This window comes from Micromonospora sp. WMMB235, from assembly GCF_001855515.1.
Taxonomy (GTDB): domain Bacteria; phylum Actinomycetota; class Actinomycetes; order Mycobacteriales; family Micromonosporaceae; genus Micromonospora; species Micromonospora aurantiaca.
The window spans coordinates 92913-107748 of the sequence record NZ_MDRX01000001.1; the positions used below are offsets into that span (position 1 = coordinate 92913).

A 14836-nucleotide genomic window follows, 5' to 3' on the forward strand; every position below is an offset into this window, starting at 1 on the left:
GCCGACGTACAACCTCGGGAAACCGGGCCGAAGGTCCCGAGATCATCGGCTTTGTACCTGCGGGTCCGTGGCGGGACTTCGGGCCCGGTCGGGCGGTCACCGGCGGGGCACGGAGCGGGGCCCGGCCGTCTCGGTGTCACCCTGCCGGAGATCGCCGGGCAGGTCCGGGACCGGGGCCACTGTGGAGCGTGCTCTTCCTGGTGCCGGCCGGGTGGGGCGCCGCGCTGGGCGGCCGCGACGCGGGCAGACCGAGGACGTGCTCGACGCTCTCTACGACCTCGGCGAGACCGTGCCGGTCAAGACCACCGAGGCGCACCGCCGGTAGCCGCGGGGCGGCGTCGGCAGCGGCCGACATCCGGGCCGGCTCACCTGGCTGCCGCCTCCGCCGGGGTGATCCGGTCCCAGGCCGGGATCGGCAGCGCGATCACCGCGGCCGGGAAGAGACCGTGCTCCTCGTTGTCGATGTGCCGGTGGAGCCGGTCCAGGGCGGCCAGCACTGCGGGCCAGTCCGGGTCGGCCCGGTCGACGCCGCCGAGCACGCCGTGGATGTCGTCGTGCTCCGCGCAGAGCTTCGCCACCGCCCCGGCCAGGCTGCCCTCGGCCCGCAGCTCCACGAAGAGGCCGTCCTCCTCAGTGGAGGTGTGCGGCATCAGCAGCGCCAGCAGCGCGTCCAGCGCCACCAGGGCGTCCGGGCCGGCGGCCCGCACCGCGCCGCGCAGCCGGCCGGCCGCGTTCGCGATCGCCTCGTGCTCGGCCGAGAGCCGGCCGATCAGCGGGAACTCCCGACAGCCGCAGTAGTTGCACACTTCGTCTCCTGACCACGAGGGTGGGCGACTCCATCGTGCGCACCGGCAACCTCCGTCAGCAGGGCCGGACGGCCCGGTACGCCGGGACGGCGGGCCCTGATCCCCACCGCCCTGGCACCGACAGACTGCTCAGACCGTCACCGGCCGGCGGGAGAGCCGGATCTGCCACACGTCCGGCCCGTCCTGCAGCCACTCGCTGGTCATGCCGTCGCCGTAGCGGGCTGCGACCTCGGCCAGCAGCGGGCGGGGTGCGTGCGGGGCGACCAGCACCAGCGCTCCACCGGCCGGCAGCGCCTCCAGCGCCGCCAGCACCCGCGCGTGGCGCTGGTCGTGCGGGAGCTGCCGGACGTCCAGCCGGGGATCGATGGTGAGGGTCGGGGCCGGCGCGTCGGCCGGTGCCCGGTCACCACCGCAGCCGCAGCCACCCCCGCCGCAACCGCCGCCATTCGAGCTTTCCGAGGAGCCGAGCAGATCGTGCATCCCCTCCAGCAACTTCGCCAGCGAGACGTCGGCCGCGTCCACCAGCAGCGGGACGACCAGGTCGTTCTCCTTGGCCAGGTGGACGGCGAAGAGCGCGGCGAGGGCGCGCGCGGTGCCGGCGAGGCGTACCGGCCGGTTGCCGGTCTCCAGCTCGGCGACCAGGCCGGTGATCGCCTGGTGCTCGTCGAGCATGCCCCGGACCAGCAGCGCACCCTCGGCCCGCTCACCGGCGGCGGCGTAGAGGGAGTCCTCCTCGGCGTGCGCGTGCGGCAGCAGTTCGTCGCGGAGCCATCGGAGCAGTTCGTCACGGTGCCGGAGCGCCCCGGCGGCGTCACCCTGGTCGGCCGCGGTCAGCAGGTTTCCGACGTGCCGGTCGAGGTCGGCGGCGAGCTGGGCGTGGTGCCGGACGACGGCCTGCGCGGCCTCGCGGTCGGCCGGGGAGCGTGAGGCGGACATGGAACCCTCCAGGGTTTTGCGGTTGAACGACGTTGTAACGTTATCTAACGTGGAAACCCCGAGAACAGGGCCGGTCGGCGAGACCATCGACCCGCAGCGCCACCGGGCTCTCGGCACCGCCAGCCGGGCCTCGATCCTGGAGCTCGTGCGCGCCGCCGGCGCCGGCATGACGATCGCCGAGGTGGGGGAGCGGACGGGCCTGCACCTGTCCACCGCCCGCGCCCACCTCGACCGCCTGGTCGACGCAGGACTGCTGGTCAAGGCGCGGGCCAGTGGGGGCCAGCCCGGACGGCCGGCGTGGCGCTACCGGGTGGCCGTCGCGGAGGCCCCGGCCCCCGCGCCGTACCGGGCACTCGCCGCCGCCCTGCTCGACCACCTGTCGCGGCGTGGCCACGGCGACGTCCGAGCGGAGGCCACCCGCGCCGGCCAGGACTGGGGACGCCACCTCGCCGCCGCCACCCCGCCCGGCAGGGAGCCGGTCGATACGCTGCTCGACGTCCTGCGCGGGCTGGGCTTCAGTCCCCGCCGACACCGGACGGCCGACGGGGCGACCGAGATCCACCTGCACACCTGTCCCTTCCTGGAGCTGGTCAACCGCAACCCCGACGCGATCTGCGCCCTGCACGTCGGCGTGGTCCGCGGCACGCTCGAACACGCCGGTGCCTCACCGGCCGGCGCCGTGCTCGAACCCTTCGGCGCACCCGACGCCTGCGTGGTGCGGCTGGCCCTGCCGAATATCACCGAAGAGCCGGCATGAACCCACGGCCGATCGCCGTACAGTGGCGGCTCCCCGTCCTCGCCGCGGGCGGCTTCGCCCTGGTGAGCGGTCTCTACGCCGCCCTGCTGCTGCTCGGCCTGCCGGTGCCCGCGCCTCACGTCCCACTGGAGCAGGTGCACGGCCCGCTGATGGTGCTGGGCTTCGTCGGCACCCTGGTGGCGCTGGAACGCGCGGTGGCCCTCGGCACCCGGTGGGCCCTGCTCGCGCCCGCCTGCTCCGGCGCCGGAGCGGTGCTGCTGGTGCTGACCGGGCCGAGCCTGCCCGGCCGGCTGCTGCTCATGCTCGCCTCGGTGCTGCTGCTGCTGATCTACCAGCGACTGTGGTGGCGGCAGCCCGGCCCGGCGCTGCTGGCCCAGGTCACCGGCGCGCTGAGCTGGTACGCCGCTACCCTGCTCTGGCTCGCCGGCCTCAGCGTGCCGGAGATCGTGCCCTGGCTGGCCACCTTCGTGGTGGCCACCATCGCCGGGGAGCGTCTGGAACTCGCTCACCTCACGCTGCCCCGGCACGGCGTCGGCTGGTTCCTCGCCGCCCTCGGCATGCTGACCGCCGGCGCCACCGCCACCGCGCTCTGGCCGGCCGTCGGGGCGTACCTCTTCGGGGTCGGCCTGCTCGCGACGGTGGCCTGGCTGGTGGTCTGCGACGTCGCCCGCCACACGGTGCGCGCCGTCGGCCTGCCCCGCTACGTCGCGGTCGGCCTGCTCACCGGGTACGCCTGGCTGGCGCTGGCCGGCCTGCTGTGGGCCGGTGCCGGGCCGGTCACCGGCGGCTCCCGTTACGACGCCACCCTGCACCTGGTCTTCCTGGGCTTCACCATGTCGATGATCTTCGCGCACGCTCCGGTGATCCTGCCGGCGGTGCTTCGCCGCCCACTGCCCTACGGGCCGTGGCTGTACGCCCCGCTCGCCCTGCTGCACACCACCCTGACGATCCGGGTCCTGGTCGGCGACGTGCTCGGCGTGCCGGCCGGGTGGCGCTGGGGCGGCGTCGGCAACGTCCTGGCGGTGCTCGGTTTCGTCGGCGGAGTGGTGGCCGCGTTGGTCCGCGCCGCCCGGCGGCGGACCCGGACGGCGGCCGTCCCGCCGGTCGTGCCGGCGGTGCGGTGATGGCCGGCACCCGCGGCGACTCCGCCCCGACCGCGTCCTCGGGCCCGGGGGCCGGGCCGACCGTCTCGGCAGTCGCGTCGGCCGGTCCCGCCGCCCCGGCCCCCGGCCCGGCGACCGCTCCGGCCGTGGCGGCGGGCCTTCGGCGGGCCGGCTGGCACCGCCGGGTCGCTGCGCTGCCGCTGGCCTACCTGGCCGGGCTGGTCGTGCTCGCCTTCGTCCACCCGTTCCTCCCTGCGTGGCGCTGGACGGCCGTCCACCTGCTGCTGCTCGGTGCGGTCAGCAACGCCGTCGTGGTGTGGAGCGCCCACTTCGCCGCCGCCGTGCTGCGTGCCCCCGCCCCGGACCGCCGCCGCGCCGAGGCGGCCCGGCTGGCCGCGCTCAACGTGGGCGTGCTGGCGGTCCTGACCGGCGGCACGGCCGACCGCCCCTGGCTGGGCGTGGCGGGCGCTACGCTGGTCTTCGTCGCGGTGACCGCCCACCTCGTCGCGCTCACCCGCCGGCTGCGCCGCGCCCTGCCGGCCCGGTTCTCCGTCACGGTCCGCTACTACCTGGCGGCGACCGTGGCCCTGCTCGCCGGCGTGCCGGTCGGCGCCGGGATGCTGGTGATCGACGACCCGCTGCGCCCCCGGCTGCTGCTGTTCCACGCGCACGTGAACCTGCTCGGCTGGGTGACGCTGACCGTCCTCGGGACGCTGCTGACACTCTGGCCCACCGTGCTGCGTACCCGGATGGCCGACGGTGCGGTCCGCGCCGCCACCGTCGCGCTGCCGGTGGCGACGACCGGACTCGTCCTGCTGGGCGTCGGCCTGCTCGCCTGGTGGCGGGTCGTCGCCGCGGCCGGGCTGAGCCTGTTCGCCCTCGGCGCGCTGATCGCCCTGCGCCCCGCGCTGGCCGTCGCGCGCACCCGCCCCCCGTACGCGTTCGCGTCCTGGTCGCTCGCCGCGGCCGGCGGCTGGCTGATGGTCGCTCTCGCCGTGGACGCCGCGACGCTGCTGCCCGCTGCGGACCCGGCCGGCGCGGCCGACCGCTTCGGTGCGGTGCTGCTCCCGCTGCTGGTCGGCTTCGTCGCCCAGGTCCTCGTCGGAGCCCTGACCCACCTGCTGCCCGTGGTGCTCGGCGGCGGACCCGCGCCGGTGCGCCGCCGCGCCGCCCTGCTGGAGCGGCACGGCCCGCAGCGCGTCGCGATGACCAACGCCGCCCTGCTGGTCCTCGTCCTGCCCACCCCGCCGTTCGTCCGCATCACCACCTCACTGCTGGTCCTCGCCGCGCTGGTGCAGTTCCTCGTGCCGGCCGTGCGGGTCCTGCTCACCGCCCGGAGGTAACCCGTGTCCGCGCGCACCGACGCCCCCGTGCCCCGCCCGCTCGGCGGAGCAGCCGTGGGTCTCGCCCTCGTCCTCGTCGCCGTCCTCGTCGGGGTCGCCGCCCAACGCGTCTCCGGTGACGCACCCGTCCCCGCCGCCGCCACCGCCGTCACTCCGACCGGGCACACCACCACGGTCACAGTGGTCGCAGACGGCATGCGTTTCCACCCCGACCGGATCGACGTGCCCCGGGGTGATCGACTGGTCATCGAGCTGACCAACCGGGACAACCGCCGCCACGACCTCGTCCTGGCCTCCGGGGCGAAGACACCGCTGCTGACGCGGGACGGCGACGCCCGGCTGGACGCCGGCGTGATCGGGACGACGGTGGAGGGCTGGTGCTCCCTGCCCGCCCACCGGCAGGCCGGCATGACACTGCGGATCGTCCCGACGGGGGCCACGGTGACCGCTCCGGCAGGGACGGCCGTGGCGACGGAGGGGACGAGGCCGCGCCTCGATGCCATGGCCGACCCTGGCGCGGCCTTCGTCGCCCGGGACGCCACCGCGCCGCCCGCGCCGCCCGGCCGGCTGCACCGGCGTGAGCTGCACGTCCGGGAAGTCGTCCGGGAGGTCGCGCCCGGGGTACGGCAGCGGCTGTGGACCTTCGACGGAACCGTGCCCGGCCCGGTGTTGCGCGGCCGGGTCGGCGACACCTTCGAGATCACCCTGGTCAACGACGGCACCCTGGACCACGGCATCGACTTCCACGCCGGTGCCGTCGCCCCGGACGAGGTGATGCGCCCGATCGACCCCGGGCAGCGGCTGACCTACCGGTTCACCGCGACCCGCGCCGGCGTCTGGATGTACCACTGCTCGACCATGCCGATGCTGCACCACATCGGCAACGGGATGTACGGTGCGGTCATCGTCGACCCGCCCGACCTGCCCCGCGTCGATCGCGAGTACGTGCTCGTCCAGTCCGAGTTCTACCTCGGCCCGGACGGCGAGCCCGGCGACCTGGCCGCGATGCAGGCGGAGCGCCCCGACGCCATCGTCTTCAACGGCTACCCCGCCCAGTACACGCACCGTCCGCTGCCCGCCCGGGCCGGTGAACGGGTCCGAGTCTGGCTGCTCGACGCCGGCCCCAACCGAGACAGCTCGTTCCACATCGTCGGCGCCCAGTTCGACACCGTCTACCGGGAGGGGCACTGGGAGAACCGGCCGACCGACCCCGGCGGAGCCCAGGTGCTGTCCCTCACCCCGGCCGGCGGCGGCTTCGTGGAGACGGTCTTCCCCGCAGCCGGGCACTACCCGTTCGTCAGCCACGCCATGGTCGACGCCGAGCGCGGCGCCCGTGGCCTGTTCGAGGTCCGGTGACCACCATGAACACCGCTGTCGTAGCCGACCGCCCGGCGATGCGCCGCCGCCGCGTGCGGCAGTTCGTCCCACCCCAGCACGGCGCGTGGGCGATGCTCCTGCTGCCGTACACCGTGGGGGTGGCCTTGGCCGGCCCGCGCTGGCCGCACCTGCCGCTGCTCGGCGCCTGGCTGACCGGCTACCTGCTGTCGTATTACGCCTTCCAGGCGATCAAGAGCCGTCGGCCGAGCCGCTTCACCCCCCAGCTGCTGGTGTACGGCCTGCTGGCGGCGCCGCTCGCGGCGACTGTGGCGCTCGCCCGGCCCGCCGTCCTCTGGTACGCCCCGGGCTACGCCGCGCTGCTGGCGGTCAACGCCGGATACGCCTGGCGTCGCCGGGAACGGGCCCTGCTCAACGACTTGGCCTCGGTGGCGCAGAGCTGCCTGCTGGTCTTCGTCGCGGCGACCATCGCCGGTGTGTCCGTCACCCGGGTCACCCCGGCCTTCGCAGTGCTCCTGCTCTACTTGTTCGGCACTGTCCTCTATGTCAAGACGATGATCCGGCAACGCGGTGACAGCCGCTTCCTCCGTCTCTCCGTCGGATACCACGTGCTCGCCCTGGCCGCCGTGGTCTGGCTGCTGGATGTGCTGCTCGGTCCGGTCTTCCTGCTGCTCCTGCTCCGGGCCGCGCTGCTGCCGGCACGCCGGCTCCGCCCTGTGCAGGTCGGGATGATCGAGATCGGGTGCTGCCTGGTCGTTCTGGCCGGGGTGCTGGCGACGCTCTGATCCTTGCGCAACGTCCCCCACTCGGAGGCGGTTGGTCCCTTGTCTCTGTCTGCTACCAAGAGGCCGTTGCCGGCAGGCCGTGGGCATAGTGCGGCCGGAGCGCCTGGGTGAAGGGCTAGGGGTGCGTGGATGAAAGCGATTGTGTACGACCGGTACGGGTCGCCGGATGTGTTACGGATCGAGGACGTCTCCAAGCCGTCTCCCACCGGCCGGCAGGTGCTCGTCAAGATCGCAGCGACCTCGGTCAACCTGAGCGATTGGGAGACCCTGCGCGGCTCGCCGCTGTATTCGCGCATCAGTGGGCTGCGCTCACCGGCACGCCGGACACTCGGTTCGGACATCGCAGGCCGGGTCGATGCGGTCGGCCCGGCGGTCACCCGGTTCCGGCCCGGTGACGCGGTGTACGGTGACAACCTCATGCTCAAGGGCGGCTTCGCCGAGTACGCGATTGCTCCCGAGTCGGTTCTGGCCCACAAGCCCGCCGCCCTGACCTACGCCGAGGCCTCAGCGATTCCGCAGGCGGGAGTCATCGCATGGCAAGGGACTCAAGGCGCGGCAGCCGGAAAACGGGTCCTGATCAACGGTGCCGGCGGAGGATCGGGCTCATTCGCCATTCAGGTTGCCAAACAGTTCGGCGCCGAGGTGACCGGCGTCGACAACGCCGGCAAGCTCGACTTCATGCGATCGGTCGGCGCGGACGAGGTGATCGACTACCGCAGCCAGGACTTCACCCGCAGCGGCCCGTACGACCTCATCCTCGACCTGGTCGCGCACCGGTCGGTGTTCGACTACCGCCGGGCACTGGCCCCCGGCGGCCGTTACCGGTGCGTCGGCGGCTCGGTCCCGGCGTTGCTCCGCGTACTGACGATCGGTGCCGCGGCCGGCCGGCTCACCCGCCGCCGCCTGGGTGTGCTCGCCGTCAAGGAAGGGCCGACGCATTTCGAACCGGTGGCCGACCTCTGCGCCACGGGTGACCTCACCATCCACATCGACCGTTCCTTCACCCTCGATGAGGTGCCCGAGGCGTTGGCCCACGTCGGAGAGGGCCGAGCCCTCGGGAAAGTCATCGTGACCGTCGTCTGACCCGATACGCCGGTATCAATTTACATTGACAGCCGTCTTTACTAACATCGTGGCTGGGAGTCGCCATGCGCTGCTGGGCAGCAGTGCCGTCCACCCCTGGGACGGCTTGAATCGATCGGCGTCACCTTCTCCGGGGTGGGCACCCAGCGAGGGCCACTGGGCGCCGGCGCATCCACTGGAGCATCATGAAAATCTCACGGACAGGACGCCGTCTGGGACTGGGCGCGGTCGCAGTTCTCCTCGCCTCGTTCACGATGGTCGTCGTCAACCAGGCCGATCCGGCCTCGGCGCACGGATCGGTCACCAACCCGCCGACACGCAACTACGGATGCTGGGAGCGCTGGGGTTCCGATCACCTCAACCCCACCATGGCCCAGACCGACCCGATGTGCTGGCAGGCGTGGCAGGCCAACCCGAACACCATGTGGAACTGGAACGGCCTGTACCGCGAGAACGTCGGCGGCAACCACCAGGCCGCCGTGCCGGACGGACAGCTGTGCAGCGGCGGTCGCACCCAGGGCGGCCTGTACGCCTCGCTCGACGCGGTCGGCGCGTGGACCGCGAAGCCGATGCCGAACAACTTCACCCTCACGCTGACCGACGGCGCCAAGCACGGCGCCGACTACATGTTGATCTACATCACGAAGCAGGGTTTCGACCCGACCACCCAGCCCCTCACCTGGAACAGCCTGGAACTGGTGCTCCGCACCGGCAGCTACCCGACCACCGGGCTCTACGAGGCGCAGGTGAACGCGGGCAACCGCACCGGGCGGCACGTCGTCTACACCATCTGGCAGGCGTCCCACCTCGACCAGCCGTACTACCTCTGCAGTGACGTGATCTTCGGCGGCGGCGGCAACCCGCCGCCGACGACCCCGCCGCCCACCACGCCGCCGCCCACCACCCCGCCGCCGACGACTCCGCCGCCCACCACGCCGCCGCCGGCCGGAAACGGTGCCTGCACCGCCACCTACCGCAAGACCAACGAGTGGTCCGGTGGATTCGGCGCCGAGGTCACCGTCCGGGCCGGCAACGCCGCCATCTCCGGATGGACGGTGGCATGGACCTGGCCCAACGGCCAGAGCATCACCAACGCCTGGAACGCGACGGTCACCTCGAGCGGTTCGTCGGTCACCGCGTCGAACGTCGGTTACAACGGTTCCCTGAGCGCCAACGGCTCCACCAGCTTCGGCTTCAACGCCTCCTGGAACGGCACCAACTCCACACCCACCCTCACCTGCACCGCTCGGTAACAGCATCTGCGGTGGGGTGGCGCGGCACGCGCCACCCCACCGTCGGTGCCCTCCGCCACCATCAGGAACCGCGACGAGGTGAAGAACGATCATGACTTCCCGGGTAGGCGTCGGCGGCTGGTACCGGAGCCGCGTCGTGTGGATCGAGGTGTGCCTGCTGGCCGCGTCGATCGGTGTGGCCGCCGTGGTCACCTCGACCACCCCGAGGACGGACCCGGCAGATCTCCGCCGGCAGATCCTGGCCCGGATGCGTACGACCCTCGAGCAGGCGGACCCGGCACATCACCAGCACGCCGGGCACACCGCCCCGCAGGTGCCGGCCGGAGAGCAGGCCGCGCCGGCGGTCGTCTGCGGAGTCCATGTCTACGGCCACGAGCCCACCGGGGCCGCCACCCTGGCCGACGTCCGGACGGTCTACGGCTTCCACCTCTGCGGCGTCGCCGAACAGAAGCGCCACTGGGACGGGGCGGTCAAACTCGTCGGCCCGGTGATCATGGACATGACCACCCAGCCTCCCGGCATCAAGGTGGTCGAGGCGACCGCCGACGTCAGGTTCGTCGACCGGCTACGGGAGATGTTCCCCGACAAGTACGAGGTCCTGGCACTCAGGGAGGCGTTGCCCCCGTCGGAGATGGCCGACCTGCGGCGCCGGTACGACGCCGCCGCCGGCCTCTGACCACGCCGAGCGGCCGATACCCGCGCCGCGGCGCCGCAGGCGGCGAGGGCGAGAACGCCGGCGGTCAAGGCGTCCGCACCGGGCAGGGAAGTGCTACGAGGACCGGACATGAGCGGATGTCGGACCGGCCCCTGGTCGCGCCGGATCACCTGATTCTCACGTCTCCGCCGGTGGTCGACGGGCTGCTCGTCCTGGAGTCCGGCGTCGCTGCGGACGCAGCGTGCCACGACGGTGCCGCAGCGCGTAGAACGCCGCGCTGACCGCGAAGATCGCTGCGCTGGCCAGCAGCCAGCGGGCCAGCAGCGGCTGCGGGGTCAGGCCGGTCGCCGCCGTGTACGTGTCGCCGCCGAGCCCGAGGATGCCGGGAAGATAGACGAGCAGCAGCAGTCCGGAGGCGAGCGCGGGCACCCGCACGTGATTCAGCGCCGATCGGCGCCCGGGGCCGCACACCGCGGCGCGCAGCGCCCGGTCGACCAGCGCGTAGAAAGGGAACAGGAGCAGGTCGTGGGCGACGACCGCGCCGACGAACCAGAGCAGCATCCGGCCGGCGGCCGGTTCTCCGGCCAGCCGCAGAGCAATCCAGCCGGTCACCGCGAAGCAGCCCAGCAGGAGCAGCAGGTGCCAGGGCGCGGCGCCGTAGTCACGCCGGAACTCAGTCATCAGGCTGGTCCTCGAAGGTGATGTCGCGGACCCACTTCGTGCAGTGCACGCCCGGCAGCGCCGGCACGACGACGCGGGCGGGGTAGCCGTGGTCGGCCGAGAGGTCCACGCCGTTGACTCTCAGGGCGAGCAGCGAGTCGGGGTGGCGGACCTGGTTGACCTGTAACCGGGCCTGACGGAACAGGCCGCCCCGTTCCAGCGACTCGACCCGCGCCACGGCGCTGCCGGCTGCGCCCACCAGCGCCGCGAGGTCCCGTAGCCGTACCCCCGTCCAGGTCTGCGTCGTCGACCAGCCCTCCACGCAGGCGATCGGCAGGTCCGCGGTGTGCTGCGTCATCGCGAGCAGGCCGTCGCGGTCCACCTCCACCGTGCGGCTGCCGGCGCGCACCGTCAGCCGCCACTGAGCACCGGTGTCGTCGGGTCGGACACCGGCCGCGGCGGCGGTCCGGTTGACCGGGAAACCGTTGGGTCCGTCGTCGTGCTGCCGGCCCCGCGGTAGCAGCAGCGCGGTACGGCGCAGCACCCCGTCCAGGCCCTGCCCGACGGTCAGCGCGGCCAGCAGCAACGCGCCGCCCCCGGTCAGGGCGAGGACGCCACGCCGGCTCATTGTCGCCGGGCCGGGCCGGCGGGCCACCAGCCCGTCCGGATCCGGCGGCTCCGGCACTGTCTCCTCCGCCGTCGTACGCATGAAGCGCGGGCCGCGCAGCGCGGAGATCGTACGAGGAAGCTTGATCAGCACGTGCGCGACGAGGGCGGCGGTGAAGATCCAGGCGCCGTACCAGTGCGCGGTGTAGAAGTCGAATCCGAACAGGTAGGCGTACTGGATGTTGAGCAGGCCGGTGGCCGTCTCGAAGAGGATTCCGCCCACCAGGAGCAGTAGGGAGAGCCGTTCGAGCACCTGGGCCACGGACCGGGCCGGCGGCCAGTCGAACAGCTTGGGTACCACTGACCAGAGTTTCGCCACGACCACCGGTAGCAGCACGATGCCGAGCGTCACGTGCAGTCCCTGGGTGAGCCGGAACAGCCAGGCGGGACGGGTCGGCCAGTCGAAGACGGGAGGGTGCAGCCAGCCCACGTCGCTGGGAAATGCCTGGCCGAGCCGGGGACCGTACGCGATCCAGTCCAGGAAACCGGTGATGATCACCAACGGAAGCGTGGCGAGCAGGACGACGCCGAACACGGACGTCAGCCAGGGACCACGCACCGGACTGCGCCACGCGTCGGCGGCGGCGTCGGCTCCGGGCGGGCGATGCCGGTCCAACGTACGCCACAGCCGCGCCGGGTAGGCGGCAGGTGGTTCGTCGGACGGCGGGTCGGCTGGCACGGTTCCTCCAGTCGGCGAGGCCGTCGGACCGGACGCGACGGGCTTCGTGCAGGACGCTAACCGGCAACGGCGACCTCGGGCGGGCTTTGCCGCATTACCGAAGGCTTACCGGCCGTCCCCTTACGAAGTGCTGACGTCGGAGCCGAACGAGCCCCGGCGGCTTCTCCGCTGACCTAGCGTGACGCAATGCGGGTACTCGTCACCGGCGCCGCCGGGTTCATCGGATCGCAGGTCGCGGACCTGCTCGTCGCGCAAGGCCATCAGGTGGTGTGCCTGGACGCGCTGTTGCCCCAGGCGCACGGGAGTGAGCCGCCCGAGTGGTTCCGCCGCCATGAACCGGTCGTCGGCGACATCCGCGATGCGCACCTGCTCGACGATCTGCTGGCGGGCGTCGACGCCGTGTGTCACCAGGCGGCGATGGTCGGGCACGGGCTGGACCCGTCGGATGCGCCCGACTACGTCAGCCACAACGACTACGGCACGGCGGTGCTGCTGGCAGCGATGCACCGGGCCGGCGTGTCTCGCCTGGTGCTGGCGAGTTCCATGGTCGTCTACGGCGAAGGGCGATACACGTGCGCCCGGCACGGCGTCGTCCGGCCGGCCCCACGCCGCGCCGCCGATGTCGCCGTCGGCCGGTACGACCCCACCTGCCCGGTCTGCGCCGGCGCACTCGCCAGCGCGCTCGTGCCGGAGGACGCCCCGCTCGAACCGCGCAGCACCTACGCGGCCAGCAAACTGGCCCAGGAGAACCTGGCCGCCGCGTGGAGCCGGCAGACCGGGGCGGGGGTCTGGGCACTGCGCTACCACAACGTGTACGGCCCCCGGATGCCCCGCGACACGCCGTACGCCGGAGTCGCGTCGATCTTCCGGTCGGCGCTGGCCCACGGCCGGCCGCCGCGCCTCTACGAGGACGGCTTGCAGCAGCGCGACTTCGTGCACGTCTCCGACGTGGCGCGCGCCAACGTGCTGGCGCTGACCGCTCCGGCTCCGGACGGCCTGGTGCCGGTGAACGTCTGCTCCGGCCGGCCGCACACAGTCGGTGATCTCGCCACCGCCTTGGCGGCGGCGATGGACGGTCCGGCGCCGGTGGTCGTCGGCGGTGCCCGGCCGGCCGACGTGCGGCACGTGGTCGCCGACCCTCGCCGCGCACGTGACCTGCTCGGATACACCGCACGGGTCAGCTTCGCCGACGGGGTGGCCGCCTTCGCCACGGATCCGCTGCGGGAACGCGCCGCCGTGTCGGTCTGAGCGGCCCGCCCCGGCCCGCCACCGGCGGCAGGGCGGCTCACGAGACGGTGAACACGAGGTGATTGACGGCGAGGGCGGTGAGCGCCTGCCCGGCCAGCCACCAGCGGTGCGTCGCGGCGGGTAGGTGCGCCACGGCGACGAGCAGCCAGACCGTGAACGGTAGCCAGATCCGCTCGACCTCCGCCTTGCTCATGCCCGACAGGTCGGCGGCGAGCACCGCCAGCACCGCGGCGGCCGGTAGCAGAACGGTCGGCCCCAGTGTCCCGACCCGTCGCGCGAGCGCGCCGAGCCGCCGGTTCCGCACCGCGACGTGGGTCAGCGGGTCACCGCCAGGTGCTGGTCTGCCGGTGCCGGGCGTCCAAGCGGCCGGTGCCGGGGAACCGTCCCACCCTCGCCAGGCCCGGCGGGCCGCGTGCAGAGTGCGGCGCAGTGCCGGTCCGACGACCGGACCGGCAGAGAGCAGCAGCGCCGCCAGGTTCGCCCAGACCCAGTAGGCGTACGGACGGTCGGCCGCCCAGCCTTGGTAGTAGCGCTCGACCACCCGGTCGTACCCCTGCCACCAGTGGAAACCCGCGACGGTGAACACCGTCGCCACAGTGGCCACCCCGGTCGCACCGGCGAGCAGCGCGGCAACCCGGCCTCCTGGACGCAGCGCGAGCACGACGAGAGCCAGGGGCGCGACGAGCACGAAGCCGTAGGACAGGTACAGCGCGAAGCCGAGCAGCACGCCGCCCGCCAACGCGGTCGCGGTTCCCCGCACGGCCAGCAGCGCGAGGCCGGCGGCCACTACCCCGGCGAAGAGACCGTCGGCGGAGGCACCCGCCCAGACCGCTCCGGGCAGCAGCACCAGGAACGGCAACGACGTGCGGGCGGCCCCTCCGGCGCCCAGTGCCCGTAGGGCGATCGGCACGGACACCACGACGCTCGCCCCGACCAGGACGCAGGCCATCGCCGCGGCCGTGCCACCGCCCAGGCCGACCCGGTCGAGTGCGACGAACACCAGCAGGGCACCTGGTGGATGGCCGGCCGTGTGGGTGGACCAGGAGTCCGGCTGGAAGTCCAGGATGCGGTCCGCGAAACCGGCCAGCATCCGCCCGACGTCGGTGACCCGGGGTACCTCGTGCAGATACTCCGCCTGCGCGGTGAGCCGTGTCGTCAGCCCCGCCGACCAGCCGTCCACCAGCGCCAGGGCGAGCGTCCAGCCGACCGCCGCCAGGTAGCCGACGGACAGCAGAGGGCCCCACCGGGCGGTGCGGGCCCACTGCGTTCCGGGGCCGACCACCGCGACGGCGATCGCCAACGCGGCCGGCGTGCCCCAGCCCAGGTGCGGTCTCCAGGTGGCGTAGAGCGGCGCGGCGTCGGCGTGCAGGCCCACTCCGGCGCGGTTGAGCATCGCGCCCACCGCCACGGCGGTGACCAGCAGCGTCGCCTCGACGCCCAGCACCAGCAGGTCCCCCCGGTGTCGATCCGGGAGGCGGTGGTGGACGGACGAGCGGGAAACGGTGGCACCGGGTCTCATGTCGACCG

Annotated in this window: 14 protein-coding genes and 1 pseudogene; 10 read left to right on the forward strand and 5 right to left on the reverse strand. The window is 73.3% G+C overall.

The genetic code is table 11. The features are described 5' to 3' along the window. Positions 1–141 precede the first annotated feature (141 nt). Positions 142–316: pseudogene (locus BFV98_RS31790) on the forward strand (radical SAM/SPASM domain-containing protein); the annotation flags it as partial. A gap of 49 nt (positions 317–365) precedes the next feature. Here the strand turns inward: BFV98_RS31790 and BFV98_RS00430 are convergent. Together BFV98_RS00430 and BFV98_RS00435 are read right to left on the reverse strand one after the other, a co-directional pair. Then, positions 366–806 (reverse strand): hemerythrin domain-containing protein, encoded by a 441-nt coding sequence (locus BFV98_RS00430; protein WP_047891999.1) that lies wholly within the window; start codon positions 804–806, stop codon positions 366–368. A 129-nt stretch (positions 807–935) separates the two neighbouring features. Beyond that, positions 936–1742 (reverse strand): DUF2249 domain-containing protein, encoded by an 807-nt coding sequence (locus BFV98_RS00435; protein WP_013287108.1) that lies wholly within the window; start codon positions 1740–1742, stop codon positions 936–938. Here BFV98_RS00435 and BFV98_RS00440 point away from each other — a divergent pair. The 8 genes from BFV98_RS00440 to BFV98_RS00475 all read left to right on the forward strand — a co-directional run bounded on the left by BFV98_RS00440 (position 1741) and on the right by BFV98_RS00475 (position 10077). Then, the gene (locus BFV98_RS00440) at positions 1741–2499 is read left to right on the forward strand and encodes a helix-turn-helix domain-containing protein (protein ID WP_262420890.1); all 759 of its coding nucleotides are present in this window, start codon (positions 1741–1743) and stop codon (positions 2497–2499) included. The two genes, BFV98_RS00435 and BFV98_RS00440, sit on opposite strands and share 2 nt — an antisense overlap. Beyond that, positions 2496–3623: a hypothetical protein gene (locus BFV98_RS00445; protein WP_071094338.1), complete on the forward strand. Its 1128-nt coding sequence runs from the start codon at positions 2496–2498 to the stop codon at positions 3621–3623. The genes BFV98_RS00440 and BFV98_RS00445 overlap by 4 nt, the downstream gene beginning before the upstream one ends. Further along, a complete protein-coding gene (locus BFV98_RS00450; RefSeq protein WP_071094341.1) occupies positions 3623–4945 on the forward strand; it encodes a hypothetical protein in 1323 nt (440 codons plus the stop codon). The genes BFV98_RS00445 and BFV98_RS00450 overlap by 1 nt, the downstream gene beginning before the upstream one ends. Positions 4946–4948: 3 nt before the next feature. Continuing rightward, the gene (locus BFV98_RS00455; protein ID WP_071094343.1) at positions 4949–6301 is read left to right on the forward strand and encodes a multicopper oxidase domain-containing protein; all 1353 of its coding nucleotides are present in this window, start codon (positions 4949–4951) and stop codon (positions 6299–6301) included. Positions 6302–6306: 5 nt separating this feature from the next. Further along, complete coding sequence (locus BFV98_RS00460) at positions 6307–7065, forward strand: YwiC-like family protein (RefSeq protein WP_071098698.1); 759 nt, start codon at positions 6307–6309, stop codon at positions 7063–7065. Between the two features lie 129 nt (positions 7066–7194). Continuing rightward, positions 7195–8148 carry an NAD(P)-dependent alcohol dehydrogenase gene (locus BFV98_RS00465; protein WP_071094344.1) on the forward strand — a complete coding sequence of 318 codons (954 nt, stop codon included), beginning with the start codon at positions 7195–7197 and terminating at the stop codon, positions 8146–8148. A 185-nt stretch (positions 8149–8333) separates the two neighbouring features. Beyond that, positions 8334–9401, forward strand: a complete 1068-nt coding sequence (locus tag BFV98_RS00470) for a lytic polysaccharide monooxygenase (protein ID WP_013287101.1) — start codon at positions 8334–8336, stop codon at positions 9399–9401. A 91-nt stretch (positions 9402–9492) separates the two neighbouring features. Then, positions 9493–10077, forward strand: a complete 585-nt coding sequence (locus BFV98_RS00475; RefSeq protein WP_013476257.1) for a hypothetical protein — start codon at positions 9493–9495, stop codon at positions 10075–10077. 156 nt (positions 10078–10233) lie between these two features. On the opposite strand, the gene BFV98_RS00480 is transcribed toward BFV98_RS00475, so the two are convergent. Both BFV98_RS00480 and BFV98_RS00485 read right to left on the reverse strand, forming a co-directional pair. Beyond that, a complete protein-coding gene (locus BFV98_RS00480; protein WP_071094346.1) occupies positions 10234–10737 on the reverse strand; it encodes a hypothetical protein in 504 nt (167 codons plus the stop codon). Then, positions 10730–12061, reverse strand: coding sequence for a molybdopterin-dependent oxidoreductase (locus BFV98_RS00485; protein ID WP_013287098.1), 1332 nt, complete (start codon positions 12059–12061; stop codon positions 10730–10732). The genes BFV98_RS00480 and BFV98_RS00485 overlap by 8 nt, the downstream gene beginning before the upstream one ends. Before the next feature lie 186 nt (positions 12062–12247). Between BFV98_RS00485 and BFV98_RS00490 the strand changes: the two genes are divergently transcribed. Next, positions 12248–13309, forward strand: coding sequence for an NAD(P)-dependent oxidoreductase (locus BFV98_RS00490; protein ID WP_013287097.1), 1062 nt, complete (start codon positions 12248–12250; stop codon positions 13307–13309). A gap of 37 nt (positions 13310–13346) precedes the next feature. Here the strand turns inward: BFV98_RS00490 and BFV98_RS00495 are convergent, their stop codons facing one another. After that, positions 13347–14828, reverse strand: coding sequence for a hypothetical protein (locus tag BFV98_RS00495; protein WP_071094348.1), 1482 nt, complete (start codon positions 14826–14828; stop codon positions 13347–13349). Positions 14829–14836: the final 8 nt, after the last annotated feature.